Annotated in this window: 22 protein-coding genes and 1 tRNA gene; 13 read left to right on the top strand and 10 right to left on the bottom strand. The window is 71.9% G+C overall.

Annotated elements, in window-relative coordinates; genetic code table 11:
- Positions 1-41: 41 nt before the first annotated feature.
- From JW613_RS32000 to JW613_RS31990, 3 genes are read right to left on the bottom strand one after another with little or no spacing between them, the layout of a single operon-like run.
- Positions 42-362, bottom strand: a complete 321-nt coding sequence (locus JW613_RS32000; protein WP_209214357.1) for a hypothetical protein — start codon at positions 360-362, stop codon at positions 42-44.
- Complete coding sequence (locus JW613_RS31995) at positions 359-832, bottom strand: ATP-binding protein (protein WP_209214356.1); 474 nt, start codon at positions 830-832, stop codon at positions 359-361. Before JW613_RS31995 ends, JW613_RS32000 begins: the two co-directional genes overlap by 4 nt.
- Before the next feature lie 45 nt (positions 833-877).
- Positions 878-1,285 (bottom strand): NUDIX hydrolase, encoded by a 408-nt coding sequence (locus JW613_RS31990; RefSeq protein WP_209214376.1) that lies wholly within the window; start codon positions 1,283-1,285, stop codon positions 878-880.
- A gap of 114 nt (positions 1,286-1,399) precedes the next feature.
- Here JW613_RS31990 and JW613_RS31985 point away from each other — a divergent pair, with 114 nt between their 5' ends.
- From JW613_RS31985 to JW613_RS31940, 10 genes are all read left to right on the top strand, one after another.
- Positions 1,400-2,188, top strand: a complete 789-nt coding sequence (locus tag JW613_RS31985) for a GntR family transcriptional regulator (protein WP_209214355.1) — start codon at positions 1,400-1,402, stop codon at positions 2,186-2,188.
- A 205-nt stretch (positions 2,189-2,393) separates the two neighbouring features.
- Positions 2,394-2,744, top strand: coding sequence for an SCO3933 family regulatory protein (locus JW613_RS31980; protein ID WP_209214354.1), 351 nt, complete (start codon positions 2,394-2,396; stop codon positions 2,742-2,744).
- Between the two features lie 3 nt (positions 2,745-2,747).
- Entirely contained in the window at positions 2,748-4,115 is a 1,368-nt protein-coding gene (locus tag JW613_RS31975; RefSeq protein ID WP_209214353.1) for an FtsK/SpoIIIE domain-containing protein, read from the top strand.
- An 88-nt stretch (positions 4,116-4,203) separates the two neighbouring features.
- Positions 4,204-4,851 (top strand): DUF2637 domain-containing protein, encoded by a 648-nt coding sequence (locus JW613_RS31970; protein ID WP_209214352.1) that lies wholly within the window; start codon positions 4,204-4,206, stop codon positions 4,849-4,851.
- A gap of 20 nt (positions 4,852-4,871) precedes the next feature.
- Positions 4,872-5,063 (top strand): mobile element transfer protein, encoded by a 192-nt coding sequence (locus JW613_RS31965; RefSeq protein ID WP_209214351.1) that lies wholly within the window; start codon positions 4,872-4,874, stop codon positions 5,061-5,063.
- A 23-nt stretch (positions 5,064-5,086) separates the two neighbouring features.
- Positions 5,087-5,281, top strand: a complete 195-nt coding sequence (locus tag JW613_RS31960) for a hypothetical protein (protein WP_209214350.1) — start codon at positions 5,087-5,089, stop codon at positions 5,279-5,281.
- A gap of 13 nt (positions 5,282-5,294) precedes the next feature.
- A complete protein-coding gene (locus JW613_RS31955; RefSeq protein WP_209214349.1) occupies positions 5,295-5,561 on the top strand; it encodes a SpdD protein in 267 nt (88 codons plus the stop codon).
- A gap of 96 nt (positions 5,562-5,657) precedes the next feature.
- Positions 5,658-7,034 carry a replication initiator gene (locus JW613_RS31950; RefSeq protein ID WP_209214375.1) on the top strand — a complete coding sequence of 459 codons (1,377 nt, stop codon included), beginning with the start codon at positions 5,658-5,660 and terminating at the stop codon, positions 7,032-7,034.
- Positions 7,031-7,261 carry an excisionase family DNA-binding protein gene (locus JW613_RS31945; protein WP_209214348.1) on the top strand — a complete coding sequence of 77 codons (231 nt, stop codon included), beginning with the start codon at positions 7,031-7,033 and terminating at the stop codon, positions 7,259-7,261. Before JW613_RS31950 ends, JW613_RS31945 begins: the two co-directional genes overlap by 4 nt.
- Positions 7,258-8,520 (top strand): tyrosine-type recombinase/integrase, encoded by a 1,263-nt coding sequence (locus tag JW613_RS31940; RefSeq protein ID WP_245226621.1) that lies wholly within the window; start codon positions 7,258-7,260, stop codon positions 8,518-8,520. The genes JW613_RS31945 and JW613_RS31940 overlap by 4 nt, the downstream gene beginning before the upstream one ends.
- 95 nt (positions 8,521-8,615) lie before the next feature.
- Here the strand turns inward: JW613_RS31940 and JW613_RS31935 are convergent.
- Positions 8,616-8,689, bottom strand: a tRNA-Thr gene (locus JW613_RS31935).
- Between the two features lie 165 nt (positions 8,690-8,854).
- Here JW613_RS31935 and JW613_RS31930 point away from each other — a divergent pair.
- From JW613_RS31930 to JW613_RS31920, 3 genes are all read left to right on the top strand, one after another.
- The gene (locus JW613_RS31930; protein ID WP_209214346.1) at positions 8,855-9,979 is read left to right on the top strand and encodes an ABC transporter ATP-binding protein; all 1,125 of its coding nucleotides are present in this window, start codon (positions 8,855-8,857) and stop codon (positions 9,977-9,979) included.
- 234 nt (positions 9,980-10,213) lie between these two features.
- Positions 10,214-10,651: a hypothetical protein gene (locus tag JW613_RS31925; protein ID WP_099882304.1), complete on the top strand. Its 438-nt coding sequence runs from the start codon at positions 10,214-10,216 to the stop codon at positions 10,649-10,651.
- A 138-nt stretch (positions 10,652-10,789) separates the two neighbouring features.
- Entirely contained in the window at positions 10,790-11,509 is a 720-nt protein-coding gene (locus JW613_RS31920) for a nucleotidyltransferase family protein (protein WP_209214345.1), read from the top strand.
- 101 nt (positions 11,510-11,610) lie between these two features.
- On the opposite strand, the gene JW613_RS31915 is transcribed toward JW613_RS31920, so the two are convergent.
- The 6 genes from JW613_RS31915 to JW613_RS31890 all read right to left on the bottom strand — a co-directional run bounded on the left by JW613_RS31915 (position 11,611) and on the right by JW613_RS31890 (position 20,334).
- A complete protein-coding gene (locus JW613_RS31915) occupies positions 11,611-13,752 on the bottom strand; it encodes a DoxX family membrane protein (protein WP_443742849.1) in 2,142 nt (713 codons plus the stop codon).
- A 231-nt stretch (positions 13,753-13,983) separates the two neighbouring features.
- Positions 13,984-14,895, bottom strand: coding sequence for a 23S rRNA (guanosine(2251)-2'-O)-methyltransferase RlmB (gene rlmB, locus JW613_RS31910; protein WP_099882310.1), 912 nt, complete (start codon positions 14,893-14,895; stop codon positions 13,984-13,986).
- A 178-nt stretch (positions 14,896-15,073) separates the two neighbouring features.
- Complete coding sequence (gene cysS, locus JW613_RS31905; protein WP_209214343.1) at positions 15,074-16,474, bottom strand: cysteine--tRNA ligase; 1,401 nt, start codon at positions 16,472-16,474, stop codon at positions 15,074-15,076.
- A gap of 114 nt (positions 16,475-16,588) precedes the next feature.
- Positions 16,589-16,996, bottom strand: coding sequence for a PPOX class F420-dependent oxidoreductase (locus tag JW613_RS31900; RefSeq protein WP_099882314.1), 408 nt, complete (start codon positions 16,994-16,996; stop codon positions 16,589-16,591).
- A 172-nt stretch (positions 16,997-17,168) separates the two neighbouring features.
- The gene (locus JW613_RS31895; protein WP_209214342.1) at positions 17,169-18,470 is read right to left on the bottom strand and encodes an MDR family MFS transporter; all 1,302 of its coding nucleotides are present in this window, start codon (positions 18,468-18,470) and stop codon (positions 17,169-17,171) included.
- On the bottom strand, positions 18,460-20,334 hold the full coding sequence (locus tag JW613_RS31890; RefSeq protein ID WP_209214374.1) for an ABC transporter permease subunit: 1,875 nt from the start codon (positions 20,332-20,334) through the stop codon (positions 18,460-18,462). The genes JW613_RS31895 and JW613_RS31890 overlap by 11 nt, the downstream gene beginning before the upstream one ends.
- Between the last annotated feature and the right edge of the window lie 12 nt (positions 20,335-20,346).

Below are 20,346 nucleotides of genomic sequence, written 5' to 3'. Positions count from 1 at the left end.
GGCGACACCAGCTCAGGACATTGAAGTCGTAGTGAAAATTATTACGCCCGCGCTTCGTGCGCTGGCGGGCTCGTTATCGGGCTGACTGTCCAAGTGGCCTGAGTACTGCGCTGCTTGAGCGTGAGGGTGTGCGGCTTGCCCGCTTCGAGATCGCGGACGGCTGCTGGTTGGCCGTGGTCCAGCCATGTGCGGGCTCGCAGGTAGGGCGCTTCGTCCAGGGCCGCTGCGATCATCATCAGGCTGATGCGCACCCATCGCAGGGCTTCGCGGGGGCTGTAGGCGTCGTACGTGCCGATGCGGCGTTCGTTGACGAAGCACTCGCAGTAGTAGACGCATTGAGTCGGCTGCGGTCGCTCGCTCATGCCATCGACCTCGGGGCGGGTAGCGCTACGCGGGCGCCTCCCGGTGAGGGCCTGGCCGGCGCCTGGTGCTCACCGTTGATCTCGACGGTGACCGTTCGGCCGTAGTCGTCTCCGCTGACACGTACGCGGTTGGCCAGTGCTGCGACCAGTCCCAGGCCGCGGCCGTGGGTGTCGTCCTCGTCCGGTGTCTCGACGTGAGGCTTGGTCTCTCCTCCGCCGGTGTCGGTGACCGACAGGACGACGGTGCCGGGTGACCGGTGCAGGGAGACGTGGAAGCTCCCGTTGGGACTGCCGCTCGCCGAGTGCAGGAGCGCGTTGGAGCCCAGCTCGCTCACGATCAGCGCTGCGTCGTCGGCGTGCGGGCTGTCGCGCAGGACATCGCGGGTCCAGCGGCGGGCCCGGCCAACCTCTTCGGGGAGTCCTGGGCAGGTGAGTTCCCAGATCCGCCAGTCGCTCATATACTCGTGCATACAAGTTCCTCCATGCTGGTGGCCGCTATGGGTAGTGGAAGTGTTCTAGACGAGTCGCACGCCGTCGTGAGCCCGGACGGCCGGCGGCGATGCCCCGTCGAGCGCATCCAGGACGCGGACCGCGTATGCCTCGTCGGTGAGCTCGGTGACCTCTTCGCGGGTGGCCCAGCGAAGCGCGTAGGTCTCCGCCCCGGTCGTCGGGGAGCCATCGACCGCTTCGCAGCGGAAGACCATCGAGACGATCAAGCCCGTCATGTTCTTGTAGACGCCGGTCAGCGTCGCCGGGAGAGCGATCTTGTACCCGGTCTCTTCGAGGATCTCGCGCTGGAGAGCGTCGGGGATAGTCTCCCCGGGCTCCAGGACGCCGCCGGGCGGCTCCCACCGGCCGTTGTCGCGGCGCTGGATGAGCAGCGCTCGGCCCGCGTCGTCAACGATGACCCCCGCGACGCTCACGGAGTGGGGGCGCTCTGCGCTACTCACGTTCCTCGGTCCCCTCAGATGGCTAGGCTTCTCCACCGTAGCAACAGCACTCAGCATCTCGTCTAGATATCCAAAGGAGTACACACCATGGCGGCTCTTCCCTCCGGCATTCTCGGGGCGCTGGACCCCACCAGCGACCGAGCGGTCTTCCGACAGATCGCCGACCAGATCCGGGAAGCCATCGACAAGGGCCGCTTCAAGGAAGGCGCCAAGCTGCCCTCCGAGTCAGAGCTGGTCGAGCACTTCGGGGTCTCCCGGATGACCGTCCGCAACGCACTCTCGATCCTCCAGAGTGAAGGACTGGTCTCCTCCGAGCACGGGAAGGGCGTCTTCGTCCGGCCACGGCCCCCTGTGCGGCGGCTGGCCTCGGACCGGTTCGCGCGGCGGCATCGTGATCAGGGGAAGTCTGCGTTCACGGTGGAGGCGGAAGCCGCGGGGAGCAAGCCCGAGGTGGACAGCCTGGAGGTGCGGGAAGAGAAGCCTACTCCGGACATCTCCGCGCGGCTCGGATCGGCCCGCAAGGTCCTCGCCCGTCGTCGGCGTTATCTGCTGGATGGTCGGCCGGTCGAGTTCGCCGTCTCGTACCTGCCCCTGGATCTGGCACGCGGTACGCAGATCGCCGAACCCAACCCCGGACCCGGCGGCATCTACGCCCGGCTGGCAGAGCTGGGGCACCGCCTGGACCACTTCGACGAAGAAGTCCGCGCCCGGATGCCCTCCCCGGCCGAGGTGAAGATGCTTCGACTGTCTTCCGGTGTGCCCGTGATCAGCCTGATCCGCACCGCCTACGACACCGAAGGGCGTGCGGTGGAGGTCTGCGACACCGTGATGGCTGCCGACGCCTACGTGCTCGCCTATCAACTCCCCGCTAACTGAGGCCCGTTGGGAGCTCTGGCAACCATGGTGCTGGGTCGCCTCCCCGAACTCGTACACACGCAGAGGCATACTCGTATAGACGAGTGGCCAAGAGTTATGGCACAGTGGTTCGCACCCCGACAGCTCGCCGGGGATCTACCACGAGAGGGCTTGTCTAGACGACTAGCTCTCACCTCTCGGTGTACGTACGAAGGAGAGAACGACCTTGCGCACCATCCGAGTTGAGACCTCTACCGCCACGATCCTGTTGACCGAAGCACCTGCACCGAAGGTGCGGGACCGCCAGACGGGCGAGGTGGCAAAGGACGCCACCAGCGGTGAGACGCTGATGAAGGTCGGCGTGGTCTACATCGATGAGGGTGAGTCCTCGCTGATCCACGTGACCGTGCCTGAGAGCGGCATCACCGAAGGGCTGACGCTGGGGGCTCCGGTCTCCCTGCCGGGTCTGGTGGCGCGGCCGTGGGAGTCGGTGTTCAACGGGCAGCAGCGGCACGGCATCGCCTACAGGGCTGCCGCAGTCGCCCCGGGCGCTGTTCCGGCTGGCGTGAGGGCCTGACCCGTGTCTGAGCTGATGACGCTGATGGAGGTGGGCGGCCCGGTTGCCGCACTGGGTGGCGGTGCTGCCTACCTCCGGGCTCGGCACCCGGCCGCGTACTGGTCCACGGTGGGCATGCCTGCCTCGGCTCTACGCCTGGTGGGCTCCTACGGGTCGGTCATGGACTCGTGCGGGCTGACGGTGGAGCCTTCCCGCCTGCGGGCGCTGGCCGTGCGGGCCACGATGCGGCGGGAGGTGCGGCCGGTGCCTCCTCGGCGGGGGATGCTGCGGCCGACCTCGACGGGTCTTCGCCTGCGGCTTCGGCTGGCTCCGGGGCAGGAACCTGCCGATGTGGCGGCGTCTGCTGAGCGGCTGCGGCATGCGTGGGGTGTGCACGCTGTGTACGTCGAGCCGGTGAAGCCTGGTGTGGTCGAACTGCGGCTCGTCGGCTTCGACGTGTTGCGGCAGGTACACATGCCGCGTAAGGCAGGCGGCGGGTTCCTGCGGGTGCCGGTGGCGCTGCGGGAGGACGCAACCGCGTTCCTACGCGACTTCCTCGCCATCCCGCATGAGCTGGTGCTCGGGGCGACGCTGTCGGGCAAGTCCATGTACCTGCGGCACCTGATCACCGGGCTCGCCGGGCAGCCGGTCGCGCTGGCCGGTATCGACTGCAAGCGGGGGGTTGAGCTGGCGCCGTTCGCCCCTCGCCTCTCCGCGCTGGCCACTGACCCTGATCAGGCTGCTGAGCTGCTGCCTGCACTGGTCAAGGAAATGGAGGACCGCTACGACCTGATACGGGCCCGGCAGGGCATCGCCCCCTCGACTCCGGATGAAGAGATCACCTCGGATGTGTGGGGACTGCCGGAGAGCGAACGCCCGGTGCCGGTGGTGCTGTTCGTGGATGAGGTGGCCGAACTGTTCCTCGTCGCCTCCCGCAAGGACGAGGAACGGCGGGATGAGATGGTCACCCAGCTCATCCGCCTCGCCCAGCTCGGCCGCGCCGCCGGGATCTACCTGGAGGTGTGCGGGCAGCGCTTCGGCGCTGAGCTGGGCAAGGGCGCAACCATGCTCCGGGCCCAGCTCTCCGGACGGGTCTGCCACCGGGTGAACGATGAACCCTCGGCCAAGATGGCGCTGGGCGACATCGCCCCCGAAGCGGTCGGCGCCGCCTGCACCATCGCCCCTGAGCGGCCTGGGCTGGCTGTCGTCGGTGACACGTCCGGCGGCTGGTCTCGCATCCGCACTCCGTACCTGTCCCTGGCTGATGCTGCCGCCCGTTGTGAGCGCGCCGCCGATCTGGTGCCCGACCTGCCTGCCCTCCAGCCGTTCCGGCCTGCTGTTCCCGCCGTCCGGTCTACCTCGCTGACCAAGACCCGGCCCGCTACCGCCTGACCCCGCCACTCTCCAATTCGGCCGGCGCGTCCGCCTCGCGCCAACTCCCTACCCCTCGCATGCCGAAAACCGAAAGGAGGTGCCCCCAATGCGCGCCCGACTCGCCCGCGTCGATGCCGTGCTCGTGCAGGCGGTCATCGCTGCCGCGCTGTCCTTCGCGCACCTGCACGACCTGGCCTCGGCAGCCGGACAAGACGGCTGGAAGGCGTGGGCCTATCCGGTCTCGGTCGATCTGCTGTTGGTCGCGGCCTGGCGGCGGCTGCGCTCGGGTCGTGACCGGGCGGCGGGCTGGTGCTGGTTCCTCGTCGCCCTCGCGGCATCCCTGGGCGCCAACATTGCCACTGCCGGACTTCTCGACCTGGGCGATGTGCCCGACTGGCTGCGCATCCTCGTCGCCGGATGGCCCGCGCTGGCCTTCCTCGGCGGAACCCTCCTCGCGCACAGCGTGCCGACACCATCGTCGGACGCCGCAGACGAGGCAGCGCATGCGCCGGGCGCCGTACGTGACCCAGCGCCCGCACCCGCCGCCGAGCCATCGGCCCCGCCTCCGGCTCCGGCTCCGGCAGATCCGCCCGCGCCGACAACGCCGGTACCGGCCGCGCTGGTCGACCACGCCCGCAAGATCGCCGACGCCCACCAAACGCGTACCGGCTCCCCGATCGATGCCGCCACCCTCCGCGCCCGTCTCGGCGTCCCCGCCCCTCTCGCTGACCAGATCGCCGCCCAACTCACCTGACCCGCACTGGAGGACTCGTCATGCCGCTCAACCGCCGCTTCCGTTCCGTGACTCGCATCGGCCCCGTGCAGGTCGGCACCGCCAACGACGGCCGGGGACGTGAGAAGCACACCGCCGCCTGCACCGCACCCCGTTGCGGCTTCTCCGCCGACTACGACTCGCGCGCCGCCGCCGAGCTGGCCGCCCGCACCCACCGCTGCCCCGCCCGCTGACCGCCCATAAGGAGACCCACCCCGTGAACGTAGAGCTGCCCCTGGTGGTGGTCCTGGGCCTGCTGGTCTGGGGCGCTGTGAAGTTCCTCGGCGTCCGCGTCTGGCTCGTGGTCGTGATCGCCCTCTTCGGCTTCTACCTCGCCGACACCTTCCTCGCCCCCGCCATCGACAACGGCACCCGCAACGGGGTCGAGACCGTCAACGGCAACCACGACTGAACGGAGACCCACCATGCTCCTCCGCCCGCAACTTCCCCCGGCCCCAAACCTCCCGGCCACAACGACACACGCACACGAACCGGCCTGCTCCTGCCAGCACGCTGCCCCGGCCCCGCGTCGGTCGCTGCCTTCCGTCAGCACGGGCGCTGTCGGCCTCGTCCTGGTGGGCGGCGTCGTGCTTACGGCCCTGCTGACGGCTGTCGCCGTCTCGGCCATCTCTGTAGCCGTGGCCGCCGTCGTCATGCGCTCGCTGCTCAACGCCCAGCGCCGCAACCGCTGAACGGCTCCCGGGGCGGCCTCGATACCGCCAAGCATCCGCCGCCCCGGAAGCCCACCACCTTCCCGACCCAAAAGCCTGAGAAGGAGTACAGCCATCATCACCCGCCCCACCCCGCCCCCGCTCGCAGAGCTGGGAAACCTCGCCGCATCCGGCACCCTGCCTGGTATCCTCCGCCAGCTCTCCGGCCTGGGCGGCTGCACCAATCCCATCCGCCTGGCCGGCCACCGCACCGAACACCAGGTAGACACCACCACCGGCGAGATCGGTCCGGCCTTGCGCCGTCTCGACTCTGCCGAACTGCCCGCCGGTGACCTCCTGGTCCGGTGCGGCAACCGCCGCATCACCCGCTGTGCGGCCTGCGCCGAGACCTACCGCCGCGACACCTTCCACCTCATCACCGCCGGACTACGCGGCGGCAAAGGAACCCCGGAAGATGTCACCACGCACCCGCGCGTCTTTGCGACGTTCACCGCGCCGAGCTTCGGCCCGGTCCACAACCGGCCCACCACGCAGGGCCGTCCCCGCCCGTGCCGCTGCGGCCGTCGCCACACTGCCGAGGACCCGGCACTGGGCACACCGCTCAACCCCGACCGGTACGACTACGAATCCGCGGTGCTCTGGAACGCCCACGCGGGCATGCTCTGGCGTCGCTTTACCATCCACCTGCGTCGCGAGATCGCACGCCGCGCGGGCCTGACGCAGCGAGAGCTCCCGGAGCGGGCCCGGGTGTCCTTCGCGAAGGTGGCCGAGTATCAGAAGCGTGGGGCCGTCCACTTTCACGCCGTCATCCGCCTCGACGGCCCGGCAGGCGGCGAATCCCGTCCCCCGCACTGGGCGTCTGCCGAGCTGCTGACCGACGCAATCCGCGCCGCCGCATCCCGCGCGGTCGTGCCCGGTCCGGTCCTCGACGGCCGTACCCACACGTTCGCGTTCGGTCGCCAGCTCGACATCCGCACCATCCACGGGCCCGACCTTGACGGCGGCGAGGCGTTGACCGACCGCGCGGTGGCGGCCTACATCGCCAAGTACGCCACCAAGGGCGCCGAGACAGCGACGGGCACCCTGGATCGCCGCCTGCGGTTCGTCGCCGAGCTGGCCGCCCTCAACCTGCCCCCGCATGCGGAACGCCTCATCCGCACCGCCTGGGCCCTCGGCGCACGCAAGGACCTCGCCCACCTCCGCCTGCGGGCCTGGGCTCACATGCTCGGCTTCCGGGGCCACTTCTCCACCAAGACCCGCCGCTACTCCACCACCCTCGGAGCCCTCCGCACCGCCCGCGCCGAATGGCGCCGCCTCCAAGCCGCCATCGCACATGGAGAGGTTCCACAGCCGGTGGACAGCGAGCAAACGACGCTCGTCCTCGCCCACTGGACCTACGCCGGAACCGGCCTCACCTCCACCGAGCAGTGGCTATCCGCTTCCCTTGCCGACGCTCCAACAACCCACACCCTGGAAGGAGACAGCGCCCGATGACGGCGACCACGACCACCATCACGCCCAAGTGGCACACCACGGCTGAAGTCGCCGCCATGCTCGGCTTCGGCCTTTCCAAGACCAAGATGCTCGTCCTGACCGGTGAGATCCGTTCGGTCAAGGTCGGCCGTAACCGTCGCATTCTCCCGGCCTGGGTGGACGACTACGTGAACCGCTGCGCCGAGGAAGCCGAGGCCGGCACCGACGTCTTGGGGTGGTCCGCATGAGCGGCAAGCGGGGCAACGGCGAAGGCTCCATCTACCCGTACCGCAACGGTGGCTTCGCCGCGTACGTCTGGGTCACCACCCCGGACGGCAAGCGCAAGCGCAAGTACGTCTACGGCAAGACCCGCCCGGAGGTCCACGAGAAGTGGCTGAAGCTCCACAACGAGGCCAAGAAGGGCCCGGTGGCCACCCAGCACCGCACCGTGGCCACCTTCCTCGACTACTGGCTGACCTCGGTCGTGAAGCCCAACCTGGCGCCCCTGTCGTACGTCGCGTACGAGGGTGCCGCTCGCCTCTACATCGTGCCCCGCCTCGGCTCCAAGCGGCTCGACAAGCTGACGGTTCGCGACGTGCGCGAGTGGCTGACGAAGCTCGCCGACACCTGCCAGTGCTGCGCCCAGCGCAAGGACGCCAATCGCCGTCCCGAGCGGCAACGCTGCTGCGCCATCGGCGAGTGCTGCGAGCAGTACCCGAGCGGGCGGGTCGTCCAGATCGCCCGGGACACCCTCCGCGCGGCTCTGAGTCAGGCCGTGGTCGAAGAGGAGATCCCGCGCAACGTCGCCAAGCTCGTACGTGTCCCGAAGCCCCGGCGCCGGAAGGTCAAGGCGTGGTCCGTCGGGGAAGCCAGCGGCTTCCTGGAGCACGCCGTCACCTCGGACGACCCGCTGTACGCCGCGTGGGTCCTGGCGCTCACTCTCGGGCTCCGGCGCGGTGAGATCCTCGGCCTCACGTGGGAGTCCATCGACTTCGACGCCGGAGAGCTGTACATCGATCACCAACTCCAACGCGCGGGCCGTGAGGTCCTGCACCGCGAGACGAAGACGGAGGACTCGGAGGACTTCCTCCCCCTGCCGGAACTCTGCCTCGCAGCGCTTCGCCAGCGCCGCCAGCAGCAACAGGAGGACCGAAAAGCGGCCGGAGAGCTCTGGCAGGACGTGCATGGGCTGATCTTCACCACTCGCTACGGGACGCCGATCGAGCCCGGCAACCTCACCCGGGCCTTCGCCGTCCGCATCCGCCAGGCCGGCGTCCGCGCGATCCCGCTCCGGAACACTCGGCACACCACCGGTTCGCTGCTCGTCGCGATGAAGGTGCACCCCAAGGTGGCGCAGCGGATCTTGCGGCACTCCAAGTTCACGATGACCTTCGACGTGTACTCGGAGGCCAGTGACGAGGAGATCCGCGAAGCACTACAACGGCTCTCCCGCGGCTTCGGCCAGAGCTCACCGGACGACGCCGAGGAGTCCGACGAGGACTCGTAGCGGCCCGTAACGATCACCCCGGTTGCTGTACTTCGCTGCTGTACGGCACGAAAGAGGCCCCGCATCGATCATGATGCGGGGCCTCTGACCTGCGGAGCCGCCTGTCGGATTCGAACCGACGACCTTCTGTTTACAAGACAGATGCTCTAACCAGCTGAGCTAAGGCGGCGGGGTGTCGTCGCTCGTGCAGTGTACCTGGGAGCTGGATCGTGATGTCTGGGGCTACTGACAAACGGGCGGGGAGGGGCTAGCGTCTCGCCAGGTTCACGCGGTGGACCACCTCCCTTTACGACGGATCGTCCGGCACGTACCTGCCGGTGAAGGAGAAGAGAACATGGCCACGGTCACCTACGACCAGGCGACCCGGGTGTACCCGGGCGCCGACAGCCCCGCCGTCGACAAGCTCGACATCGAGATCGCGGACGGGGAATTCCTCGTTCTCGTCGGTCCCTCCGGTTGCGGTAAGTCCACCTCGCTGCGGATGCTCGCGGGGCTGGAGGACGTGAACGAGGGCAACATACGCATCGGTGACCGGGATGTGACCCACCTTCCGCCGAAGGACCGGGACATCGCGATGGTCTTCCAGAACTACGCGCTGTATCCGCACATGACCGTGGCCGACAACATGGGCTTCGCCCTGAAGATCGCGGGTGTGCCGAAGACCGAGATCCGCAAGAAGGTCGAGGACGCGGCGAAGATCCTCGACCTGACCAAGTATCTGGACCGCAAGCCCAAGGCGCTCTCCGGTGGTCAGCGGCAGCGGGTCGCGATGGGGCGGGCCATCGTCCGGGAGCCGCAGGTCTTCCTGATGGACGAGCCGCTGTCCAACCTGGACGCCAAGCTCCGCGTCCAGACCCGTACCGAGATCGCCAGCCTGCAGCGTCGGCTCGGCATCACCACCGTGTACGTCACCCACGACCAGGTCGAGGCCCTGACGATGGGCGACCGGGTGGCCGTGCTCAAGGACGGGCTGCTCCAGCAGGTCGACAGCCCCCGCAAGATGTACGACCGCCCGGCCAACCTGTTCGTCGCGGGCTTCATCGGCTCCCCGGCCATGAACCTGATCGAGGTCCCGATCACCGACGGTGGCGTGAAGTTCGGCAACAGCGTGGTGCCGGTCGAGCGGGAGGCCCTGACCGCCGCCGTGGACAAGGGTGACAAGACGGTCACGGTCGGCGTCCGCCCCGAGCACTTCGACATCGTCAACGGGGACGGCAACGGCAAGGCGCTGTCCAAGGACGAGAAGGCCGGCGTCCCGGTCACGGTGAACGTCGTGGAGGAGTTGGGCGCCGACGGCTACGTCTACGGCACCGCCGAGGTCGGCGGCGAGAAGCGCGACCTGGTGGTCCGCGTTCCGGGCCGCAGCGTCCCGGAGAAGGGCAGCACCATCCACGTGGTGCCGCAGGGCGGCGAGAGCCATGTCTTCTCCACCTCCTCCGGCGAGCGCCTCAGCGACTGACCCGGGCGGCACCCAGGGGGTGCAGTGAGCGACAAGGGCCGTGACGGCATCCCCGTCACGGCCCTTCGCCGTACGGGGATGCCGCACGCCGCATGCCGAACACCGCACGCCGGACGCCGCGTCACCGTTCCGTTCCCTCTTCCGTGCGGTATCGCTCGAACAACCCACTTTCCGCGTCCCTCGATGTGGTGACCAAATGTCGCCAAATCACTACCGCTCGCTACCATCGCGGTCGTGAACCACGCAGCCCGCCGTATCGGCCGATCCCTCGCCCTTGTACTCCCGGTCGTACTCGTCCTGTCCGGGACTCTCGCCGTCACGCATGTCCCGTGGGCGCCAGCGCCCGCGGACTCGCCGGTTCTCGCCTCCTCGGCGCACAAGGCGTCGGCGCCCGACGCCTCGACGCCTGCCGGGCCGGCGACGCACCGCGCCCCGAAGGACGTGCTCCGTGACCGGCTCATCGCCGAACTCCAGGAGCAGGACCCGGGGGTGGCGCTGACCAGTCTGCAGCGCGCGATCACCCGCAAGCCGTCCCTGGCCCGCCACTGCGTCTCGATCGCGCGGGCGCTCGGCAAGGCAGCCGTCCACAAGTACGGTGCCCAGCGCGCCCAGCGCTTCTCGCGGCCCGTCTGCGACACGTCCTTCGCGTCCGGAGTCGCGCAACTGAGCTGAAGGCAGCAGCCCGAGCCGGACATCGCGGGCGCCCGAGGCTTCGGGGCGGGCCGCCGGAGTCCGTGCGTACGGCGCGAAGACAGCTGGAATCCGGGGCACGACCCCCGGCGTGCGCCCCGCACGCATAGGCTGCGGCACATGACCCAGCACCCGACCCAGGCCGTGATCCTTGCCGGTGGACAGGGATCACGGCTGCGGCCGTACACCGACGACCGTCCCAAGCCGATGGTGGAGATCCCGGGTACCGGCGTACCGATCATCGGTCACCAGCTGGCCTGGCTCGCGGCCGAGGGCGTCACCGATGTCGTCGTCTCCTGCGGCCATCTCGCCGAAGTGCTCGACGAGTGGCTCGCCAAGGCCGAACTCCCCTGCCGCGTCACGACGGTGATCGAGCGCGAGCCGTTGGGGCGCGGCGGCGGACTCAAGTTCGCGGCGCGCTCCCTGCCGCGCGCGGACGAGCCGTGGTACGCCACGAACGGCGACATCTGGACCCGCTTCTCGTTGCGCGAGATGGCCGCCTTCCACGGCGAACGGGACGCCACCGCCACGCTGGCGCTGGCCCGTCCGCGTATCCCCTGGGGCGCCGTGGAGACCGACGAGTTCGGCCATGTCCTCGACTTCATCGAGGCGCCGCCCTCCCCGTATCTGATCAACGCGGGTGTCTATGTCTTCTCCCCGCGGTTCGCCGGGCTGCTGCCCGAGCGCGGGGACCACGAGCGCACCACGTTCCCGCGTCTCGCCCGGGAGCGCGCCCTCGCCGGCTTCCCACTTCCCCAGGGGTCGTACTGGCGGGCCATCGACACCGCCAAGGATCTCCGCGAAGCAGCCAAGGAACTCGCGGACGGCAACCCCCGCTGAAGCCCTCCATACAGGCCCGTAAAAGTGCCTTCGGCTCCCCTTCCTGGGGAGCCGAAGGCACTTGTCCGCGGTTCAGCCGCGTCCGGTGGGTGCGGTGCGGTTCAGCGTCCCAACAGGCCGCCCAGCGCGCCGCGTCCACCGCTGCCACCGCCCGACGAGGACGTGCCGCCGCCGGAGCCGGACGAACCGCCCGTGGTGTCGGAGTCGTGGGAGAGGCCCGAGCGGGAGCCGGTGCTGCCGCCGGTGGTGGCCTGCGGCTGCTGCTCGGGCTGCTGCTGGGCCGGGGGCGCCGTGGTGCCCTGCTGCCGGCCCGGCGTCGTGGCGCCCTGCGGGCCGCCCTGGTCGGCGCCCTGCGTCCGGCCCTGGCTGGGGGTGGACTCGGGGCCGCTGGTGGCCCGGCCCTCGCCCGGCTCGGTCTCGTTCGCGGAGGGGCGGCCGTCCTTGCCGCGCCGGTCCGCGTCGCCGCGCCGTCCTTCGGAACCGGCCGGGCCCTGGGTCTCCTGGCCGGACGAGGACTGTCCCGGTGACTGCGGCATCGGGGAGCCCGGCAGCCGGTTGGTGGGCGTCTTGCCGCGCTCGGGGGCCGTGGTCGGCTGGGAGGAGCGGACGGCGCTGCCCAGCAGCGATCCGATGAGCAGGGCGAGGCCGACGACGACCGTGGCGATGACGGTTCCCCGGCGCAGTACGCGGCGGCGCAGGTCCCGTAGTTCGACACGGGGGCCGAGTTTGCGCCAGGCCTCGCCGGCCAGCCGTCCGTCGACGGAGTAGACGGGGGCGCCCGCGATGATCAGTGGGCTCCAGGCGGCGAGGTAGATGATGTCCGGCGCCTCGTAGGCGGGGACGCTGCTCCAGCTGACCGTCATCAGCAGTGCCGCCGACAGCAGGGCGCCGATGCCCGCCGCGACCCGCTGCCACAGCCCGAACATGGTCAGCACGCCGACGATCACCTGGAGGAAGGCCACCGTCAGGCCGGCCCCCACCGGGTGCGCGAGGGCGAAGTCCCGCAGTGGGGAGGCGATCGTCCACGGGTCCAGGGAACGCAGCCAGGTGACCATGGAGCCGCGTTCGCCGCCGTCGAAGTAGACGGGGTCGCACAGCTTGCCCATGCCGGCGTAGACGGTGATGAAGCCCAGGAAGAGCCGCAGCGGGAGCAGGACGACGCCGAGGTTCATCCGGCGCCCCGGGTAGTACGCGTGCCGTACGGTCTCGCGGCGGCGCCGGCTCTCGGAGTCCACCGCGCCGTCGTCGGCCCCGTGCTGGGCGTAGCCCCCGTACCCCTCGTAGTCCTCCGGGTCCTGGTGGCGGGAGTGGTAGTGGTGGCCGTCGTGGTCGAGGTGGCCGTCGTGGTCGGGGTGGCCGTCGCCCGGCCGGTAGGGGTCGTGGCCGCGGTAGGCGACCGTCGCCAGCTCTCCGGTGTCCTGCTCGAGCGCTTCGAGTTCACCGGTGTCCTCGTCGAACGCGCCGCGCGCCGGGCGTACGCCCTTCAACAGCGGTTCCGGGCGCGGGGGTTCGGGCCGCGGCGGCACCGGCCGGCCGCTCTCGGACGGCTGCGGGCCGCGGGGCGGGCCGACCACGGTGGCGGGGCCGCTCCCGGAGGCACCGGCCCCGGCCCCGGTCCCGGCGCGACCGGGGCCGCCGGGGCCCTTGACGCGGGGCAGGGTCTGGGTGGCGGAGGGGTCGGACTCGGCGGTGGCGGTACCGCTTTCGAAGCCGACGAGACCTGCGGTGCGGGCGGCCTGGATCAGCTTCGTGGCGCCCGTGTCGTCCGGCTCGCGGCCGCCGCTCCACACCACGGGGGTGCGGCGCCCGGTCCGGGCGGAGCCGGTGCGGCGGGTCGCCGCCGACTCGCTGCCGCCGGCCGCGACAGGAAGGGGCTCGGTGTCCTCGAACGCCGCCGCCTCGCGCCCGGCGGGCGTCAAGGTACCGGCGGATGCGGACGTCCCCGCGGATGCGGACGTCCCGGCGGGCGCGGGGCTCGCGGAGGCCCCGAGTTCGGCGGCGGTCCCCGCTGCGGAGCCGGCCCGCGTTCCCGGCCAGGTGGGCGCGGGCGGTGCGGCGGCGGTGGCCGGCGAGAGGGCGGCGTACGCGCCCGTGGGCGAGGAGGCGGCGGGCGGCGGGGTCGGCCCGGCCGCGGTGGGCGGCGTGGCCGAGGCGGCGGACGCCGCGCCGAGCCGCACTCGGAAACTCGCGTGGTTGACGACCACCTCGGCGGGGTCGGACGGGACCTTGACCGTGCTCAGCACCGGTTCGTCGTCGAAGAAACCGCGTGGGCTTCCCGCTGGGCCGTGCCCGGAGCCGCGGCCCGAAGCGCCGGGTGCGCGGGGTGTTCTGGTGTCCACACTCATCTAACCGAGTGACGGACGGTTAGGACACTGCCACGGAGCCGCCGATCTGTCCGAGGCCCGTCAAGTGATCAACCGGAGCGGAACCGGCCGCGTCCCGGGCGCCGCCGCGGGCCGCGGTTCAGCCCCGTCTCACGCGCGTCGCCGCGCCGCCTCGTAGAGGACGACGCCCGCGGCGACGCCCGCGTTCAGCGACTCGGCGCCGCCCGGCATCGGGATCCGTACCCTCAGGTCACAGGTCTCGCCGACCAGCCGCGACAGGCCCTTGCCCTCGCTGCCGACGACCACCACGAGCGGACCGTCGAGCGCGGCGACATCGCCGAGCTCCACCTCGCCGTCGGCGGCGAGCCCGATCACCGTCAGTCCCGCCTTCTGGTACCCCTCCAGCGCACGGGTGAGGTTGGTGGCGCGCGCCACCGGCGTGCGCGCCGCCGTACCGGCGGACGTCTTCCACGCGCCGGCCGTCATGCCGGCCGCCCGCCGCTCCGGTACGACCACACCGTGCCCGCCGAACGCGGAGACGGAACGCACGACAGCGCCCAGGTTCCGCGGGTCGGTCACCCCGTCCAGTGCGACGATGAGCGGGTCCTCGCCGTCGTCGAAGGCGGCGTTGGCCAGGTCCTCGGGGTGCGCGTACTCGTACGGCGGGACCTGGAGGACGACGCCCTGGTGGTTGAGGCCGTTGGTCATCCGGTCCAGCTCGGGCCTGGGGGCCTCGACCAGCCGGATGCCGCCGCGCTCACCCGCGACGCGGACCGCCTCGCGGACGCGCTCGTCGTTGTCGATGAACTGCTGGACGTAGAGGGCGTTGGCGGGCACCCCCTCGCGGAGGGCTTCGACGACGGAGTTGCGGCCCACGACCAGCTCCGAGGTGCCCTTGCCGCGCTGCGGGCGGGTCTGGGCGCGGCGCGCCTTGGCCTGGGCGGCACGCTGCTTGGCGTGGCCCTTGCGCATCTCGGCGGGCGGCGTCGGGCCCTTGCCCGCCAGGCCGCGGCGGCGGTTGCCGCCGCTGCCGACCTGCGGCCCCTTCTTCTTACCGGGCATCTGGGCACCTACCTTGCTTTCTGCGGCCTGGCTCCGGCCTGTCGTTCGGCTTCGGCCTTCGGCCTGTCGTTCGTCGGAGCGGTCGGATGTACGTACGGCTTTACAACGGTACCGGTACCGGTACCGGGTCCCTGCCCGTCCGGAGGGGACAGCCCACCGGCGGGCAGGGGCGCTCGCGTCACTCGGCGCCGAGCTCCCAGCGGGGGCCGGTGGGGGTGTCCTCGATCGTCAGGCCCGCGCGCTTGAGCTCGTCGCGGATGGCGTCCGCCGTCGCGTAGTCCTTGCGCGCCCGGGCGGCCTGCCGCTGCTCCAGCACCAGTCCGACCAGCGAGTCCACGACGGAGTGCAGGTCGGCGCCGCCGGCCGGGGCGCCGCCGGACCAGGTGGCGTCCAGGGGGTCCATCCCCAGCACCCCGAGCATGGCGCGGACCTCGGCGAGAGCCGTCGCCACAGCGGTGTCGTCGCCGTCCCCCAGCGCGGCGTTGCCCTGGCGCACCGTCGTATGGACGACGGCCAGTGCCTGCGGCACCGCGAAGTCGTCGTCCATGGCCTCGGCGAACGCGTCGGGCACCCGTTCCGCAGGGGCCACCTGGCCCGCCTGTTCGACGGCGCGCTGCAGGAAGCCCTCGATGCGGCCGAAGGCGGACTCGGCCTCACGCAGCGAGGCGGGGCTGTACTCGATGGTGGAGCGGTAGTGCGGGCCGCCCAGGTAGTAGCGCAGCACGAGCGGGCGCCACTGCTTGACCATCTCGCTGACCAGCACCGAGTTGCCCAGCGATTTGCTCATCTTCTCGCCGCTCATGGTGACCCAGGCGTTGTGGGCCCAGTAGCGGGCGAAGTCGTCGCCGAAGGCGCGGGACTGGGCGATCTCGTTCTCGTGGTGCGGGAAGACGAGGTCGACGCCGCCGCCGTGGATGTCGAAGACGCGGCCGAGGTACTTGTGCGCCATCGCGGAGCACTCCAGGTGCCAGCCGGGGCGGCCGGGCCCGAAGGGGGTCTCCCAGGCGGGCTCACCGGGCTTGGCGGCCTTCCACATGGCGAAGTCGCGCGGGTCCCGCTTGCCGGTCTCGCCCTCGCCGGCGGGCTGGAGGAGGTTGTCGAGCTCCTGGTTGGACAGGGCGAGGTAGTCGCCGTAGGAGCGGACGTCGAAGTAGACGTTGCCGTCGGCGGCGTAGGCGTGCCCGCGGTCGATCAGCACCCGCATCATCTCGACCATCTCGGGGATGTGGCCGGTGGCGCGCGGCTCGTAGGTGGGCGGCAGGCAACCGAGCGCCTCGTAGGCGGCGTTGAAGGCGCGCTCGTTCTCGTAGCCGATCGCCCACCAGGGGCGGCCCTGCTCGCCGGACTTGGTGATGATCTTGTCGTCGATGTCGGTGACGTTGCGGATGAACGTCACGTCGTAGCCGCGGTAGAGGAACCAGCGGCGCATGATGTCGAAGTTCAGCCCGGAGCGGATGTGCCCGATGTGCGGGGCCGCCTGCACGGTGGCACCGCACAGGTAGATCGAGACGCAGCCGGGTTCGAGCGGGCTGAAATCGCGGATCTGCCGGGCGCTGGTGTCGTACAGGCGAAGAGTCACGAGGTCAAGGGTAGTAGTCCACCGGGCCCCGCCGTGCCCTGGCCGACAGAGCGGGGCCGGGACGGGTGCGGGGCCGGGGGCCGGGGCCGCTCGCGGCCGACGGAGCGGGGCCGTTCAGAGTCGGCCGGTGACCTTGTCGACGGTGACGCGGACGACGACGCGCTCGGCGTCCTGGTCCGAGGCGGGGTTGAACTCGGCGTAGCTCTTTCCGGTGTACTTGCGCGACAGCTCGTCGATCAGCTCCTGGGCGCCCTCGCTGCTGAGGGAGGCGGTGCCGCGCAGTTCGGCGTAGGTGTACGGCTCCTCGGCCGGCTGCACCAGTACGGTCACCCGGGGATCGCGCCTGAGGTTCTTCGTCTTGCGGCGGTCGACGGTGGTGGAGAACAGCACGTCCTCGCCGTCGCGCTTCACCCACACCGGCGACACCTGCGGGCTGCCGTCGGGCTGGATGGTGGCGACGGCGATGAAGACCTTGCCGTCGAGGACCTTCTTGAGTTCGTCGGAGAGCACCTGGTCTGCCACGGAAGCGGCTCCTCTCGTCTCGTCCCGGCGCCGTGCGTCGGGTCTCGCCTGCCCCGGACGGTATCCCACGCACCGGCCGCGCCATGCGTTCCGCACCGCCGGACCGGACGGTTTCGCACCCGGCCGTCCGGCACCCGGCCGCCTGTTCCGCGACCGCTCGGCGCCCGGACCGTCAGACACCCGGCCGCGTGGTGTCCGTGCCGCTTCGTACCCGTATCGCGCGGCCCGCCGCGGCGCCCAGCAGCGGCACGCAGGCCAGCACCGACCAGACGGCGGCGGGTGCCGCCCCCGTACCGAGCAGGGCTCCCGTCGCGGCGCTGCCTCCCAGCACGACGGCGCCCGCGAGGGAGGAGAGGGCGCCCATGCTGAAGCCGAGCCGTCGCTCGGGCACCAGTTCGGTCACCAGGGCGCGGGCTGCCGGCACGGTCAGCATCTGGCCGAGGGTGAGGGCCAGGACGTAACCGGCGGCCGGTACCAGGCCGACCACGCCCGTCGGGGCGACCGGCGCGAACGCCGCCACCAGGAGGAAACCGGCCGCCACCACCCCCAGCCCGGCGCAGAGTGCGGTGCGGTGCCCCATCCGCGCCCCGGCCGCCCGGGTGACGGGCAGCTGCGCGCAGACGACCAGCAGCGAGGAGAGCGCGAACAGCCAGCCGAGCGCCGCCTGCGAACCGGTGGCCCTCACCACCTCTTCGGGCAGCGCCAGATAGAGCTGGTTGTAGGCGAGCAGATAGCCGCCGTAGGCGAGGCACAGCAGCAGGAAGGGACCGTTGCGGGCGGTCTCGCACACGGCGCCGCCCCGCTCGTCCGGCCCGCGCCGTACCACCTCCGGCCGCTCGCGCGGCATCCAGCGCCAGTGCCCCGCCAGGACGGCGACGAAGACGGCCGCGCCCGCCAGACAGGCGGTACGGAAGTCGGCGAGCAGGAGCAGGGAGCCCAGCAGCGGGCCGAGGAAGGCCCCCACCTGGCCGGCGGCGGAGAAGACCGCGAGGGTACGGGCGCGGGGGTGCCCGGTGGCCTGCTCGTGGCGGACGGCCTGGCGGGCCGTCTCCGACTCGACGGCGGGCGAGAACAGTGCCGCCGCGAAGCCCACGCACAGCACGGCGGCGATGACGGAGCCCGTCTGCTGCGCGTACCCGAGCCAGACGAACCCGGCGATGCGCAGCAGGCACCCGGCCAGTACGAGCGGGCGCGGCCCCCACCGGTCGGTGAGCGCTCCCCCGACGACGAACAGCCCCTGCTGGCTGAAGGTCCGCAGCCCCAGCACCAGTCCGACCAGCCAGCCGCCCATCTTGAGGGTGCCGCCCAGATGCGCGGCCAGATAGGGCAGTACGGCGAAGAAACCCACGTTGAACGCGAGCTGTGTCGCCGCCAGCAGCCGCACGAACGGCGGCAGTGCCCGTATGTCGGAGGGTGGGCCGAGGGGCGGGCGCAGCCGTCCGCCGCCGCGCCGGGCCACCCGGTCACGCCTCATCGCGGCTCCCGGCGCGGGGTCGGCCCCCGGCGCGCAGGCCGTTCCCGGTGCGGAGGCCGTTCCCGGTGCGGGCGGGTCCGCGGCGGGTTCCGGGTCCCCGGCGGGTTCCGGGTCCCCGGCGGGTTCCGCGTCCCCGGCGGGTCGCGGGGGCGAGGGCCGCGGTCGTCACGGCCAGTACGCCGACGGCGGCCAGGCCCGCGGCGGGGGCGAGGACGGCCCAGGGGGCGCGCTCGGCGTAGGGCATGTTCTCCGAGAGCATGCGGCCCCACTCGGGCGCGGGCGGTGCGGCGCCCAGCCCGAGGAAGCCGAGGGAGGCCAGGGCGAGGGCCAGCGCGGGGATACGCAGCACGGCGTGGCGCAGGACCGGGGGCAGTACGCCGGGCAGGATGTGCCGGCGCAGCAGATGCCCGCGTCCGGCGCCCAGCGCGACGGCGCCCTCGACATGGGTGGCGGCGCGCTCCTGCTCGTAGAGCGCGGCGGTGTGCGCCGCCAGTGGGGCCCAGGCGACGACGGCGACGGCGGCGGCCGCCCCGAAGGCGCCGGGCCCGGCGATCCCCGCGACGACCAGCCCGGCGATGACCGGCGGCAGGGCGTTGACGACCTCGCGCAGGCCCTCGGTCCAGCGGGTCAGCACGCCCAGGGCGACGCCGACGACGAGGGTGACGGCCGCGACCGCCAGCGAGGTGAGGGCCGTACGTGCCGCGCCGTGGCCGAGCCGGGCGAGGACGTCGCGGCCGAGCGCGTCGGTGCCCAGCGGGTGCGCGGCGCTCGGCGCGGCCAGCCGGGCGGCGGCGTCGACATGCAGCGGGTCGCGCGTCATCCCGTACGCCACGACCGCCACCAGCAGCGCCGACAGGGCGCAGGCCGAGCCGATCAGGGCGCGCCCGGGCGGCAGTCGGGGCCGGCGCAGCGCCGGCAGCGCGGCCGCGTCGAGTGCGGGGCCGATCAGGGAACGCCGTGCGGCGCCCACGGCGACGCCCACGGACAGTCCCAGTGTGAGCAGCAGCAGGACGCAGGCCTGGAGCACGGGCAGGTCCTGTGCGAGCGCGGCCGACAGGGCGGTGCCGCCGAGGCCGGGAATGGAGAAGAGGGTCTCCACGGCGACGGCGCCGCCGGTGAGGCCGATGACGACGAAGCCGAACTGCGGCAGCAGCGGCGGCAGTACGCGCCGCAGCGCGTATCCGGCGATCCGCGCGGGCGGCAGTCCGCAGGCGACGGCGGTGCGCACCCACTCCTCGGCGAAGGCGCCCGGCAGCGCGTCGTCCAGCAGCCGCCCCAGCAGGGCGCCCGCGGGGATGCCCATGGCGAGAGCGGGCAGCACGGCGGCGGCGACCGCCTGGTCGCCGCCCCAGCCCAGCGGGGGGAACCAGCCGAGGCGTACCGCGAAGATCGTCGCGAGGACGGCGGCCAGCAGGAATTCCGGCAGCGCGGCGAGTACCGCGCCGAGCGCCCCGGCGCGTGCGCGCGGCGTCCTGCGCCCCGGTCCGCGCGCCCCCGTACGCAGGGTGCGCAGGCTGAGGGCCACCGCGAGCAGGACGGCGACGACGAGCGAGACGCCCATCAGGGTGAGGGAGACGCCGAGCGCGGAGAGCACATCGGGGCCGACCGGCCGGCCGGAGACCCACGAGGTGCCGAAGTCGCCGCGCAGCAGGCCCCGGGCCCAGTCGGCGAGCAGCCGCAGCGGCCCCGCGTCCAGCCCGGTCTCCTGCCGGATGGCCGCCAGTGCAGCGGGCGAGGCCTCGCGGTCGGCGTAGCGGGCGTGCAGGATCGTGCGCGCCGGGTCGGTGCCGGTCAGCCAGGGCAGCAGCCCGATGACGAGCAGCACCCCCAGCGCCGAGAGGAGCCGTCCCGTCAGTACCGGCAGCCTGGGGGCACC

The sequence above is a fragment of the Streptomyces smyrnaeus genome (assembly GCF_017676345.1).
GTDB classification, from domain to species: Bacteria; Actinomycetota; Actinomycetes; order Streptomycetales; family Streptomycetaceae; genus Streptomyces; species Streptomyces smyrnaeus.
Note: the sequence above shows the minus strand (reverse complement) of the source record. Positions and strands in the feature narration are given on the sequence as shown.